2 protein-coding genes are annotated in these 1,644 nt (G+C 38.8%); both read right to left on the bottom strand.

Features of this window, described 5'->3' with window-relative positions:
- Positions 1 to 326: 326 nt before the first annotated feature.
- Positions 327 to 923, bottom strand: a complete 597-nt coding sequence (locus R3333_RS14520; RefSeq protein WP_318959478.1) for a 50S ribosomal protein L25 — start codon at positions 921 to 923, stop codon at positions 327 to 329.
- A gap of 10 nt (positions 924 to 933) precedes the next feature.
- A partial coding sequence (locus tag R3333_RS14515) for a ribose-phosphate pyrophosphokinase (protein ID WP_318959477.1) occupies positions 934 to 1,644 on the bottom strand: 711 nt, incomplete at its 5' end.

Raw genomic sequence — 1,644 nt, 5'->3', positions numbered from 1 at the left:
TTGGGCAAAGCTTACCAGTGTAAGAAGGGTGAAGAGGGTCGTTAACAGTTTTCTCATGCCTTAAAAATAATATTTAATTGTGTCTTTCCCCTCCCCAAGCTTCTTGGGGAGGGGTCGCGCTATACATTCTACGCTTCAGTACAAAGTTAGCAACACCTGCACCTTTCATTGGGCTTCTATTGTCGCCCATAAAAGTTGGGTGTAGCAAAACTTTTTCCTTGCAGGGTGCCATTGCTATCGCTAATACGGTCTGCTAGATTGGGGTTTAGGCAATAAAAAAAGCGCATCCCTTAGGAATGCGCTTTGTGTAATCTCGTTGAAATAGACTAAGCTTCTGCAGCTTCTTCTCCTTCTTCTTCTTCTTCTGTATCGTTAACAGCACCTCTGGCCATTTTAACAGATACAGCAACAGCTGAAGCTGGATCTAAAACTTTACATCCTGGAATTTCAATTTGTCCAATTCTAATTGCTTGTCCAATTCTCAATGGAGTAATATCTAATTCTACAGTTGCAGGAAGATCTTTTGGTAAACCTTCAATCTTAACTCTTCTGAATACTTGTTGTAAACGTCCACCGTTCAATACACCTTTAGAACGTCCAACTAATGATACTGGAATACCAACTTTAACTGGCTTGTCATCAACTAACTCTAAAAAGTCAACGTGTTGAATCTTGTCAGTTACAGGGTGCATTTGCAAATCCTGGATAATTCCTCTTTTAGTTGTTCCATCGATGTCGATCTCGATTTGGAATACATCTGGAGAGAAAACAATTTTCTCTAAATCAGTGTGCTTAACTGCAAAAGTAGTTTGCTCACCTGTTCCGTAAAGTACACAAGGTACGTTTCCAGCGTTACGAACTGCCTTCGCGTCCTTTTTCCCTACGTTCGCTCTTAGCGAACCGCTCAATTGTACTGTTTTCATTTTTATTTTATTATGAGATTATAAAATGCGAACTAATTGACTGGTTGTTCACCAATCTTCTGATAACATCTGAGAATAAATCTGCTGAAGAAATAACTCTGATTTTATCACTTTTTTGTTTCAATGGAATTGTATCTGTAACGATCAATTCTGTAATGTTTGATTCATTTATTCTGTCGTAGGCAGGTCCAGAAAGCACAGCGTGCGTACAGAAAGCACGAACACTTTTCGCTCCTTTTTCCATAAATAAATCTGCAGCTTTAGTTAATGTACCTGCTGTATCACACATATCATCCACTAAAACAACATCTTTACCTGTAACATCACCTATCACTGTCATTGTAGCAACTTCGTTAGCTTTTTGTCTTTGTTTATGACAAAGTGCTAAACCAACATCTAACTTCTTAGCGTAAGAGTTTGCTCTTTTAGCACCTCCAGCATCTGGAGCAGCCATGATTAAGTTTCCTGTGTTTAACTTCTCGATTTCTGGGTAGAAAATAGTAGAAGCAAAAAGGTGATCCACTGGGAATTCAAAGAATCCTTGAATTTGGTCAGCGTGTAAATCCATTGTAATTAAACGATCTACACCTGCAGCCATTAACATGTTAGCTACTAATTTTGCTCCAATTGCTACTCTTGGCTTGTCTTTTCTATCCTGACGAGCAAATCCGAAGTAAGGAATTACTGTAATGATTTTACGTGCAGAAGCTCTTTTTGCAGC

It is taken from the genome of Lishizhenia sp., from assembly GCF_033720595.1.
In the GTDB taxonomy this organism is placed as follows: domain Bacteria; phylum Bacteroidota; class Bacteroidia; order Flavobacteriales_D; family Crocinitomicaceae; genus Lishizhenia.
This window is presented reverse-complemented; position numbering and strand designations above follow the sequence as displayed.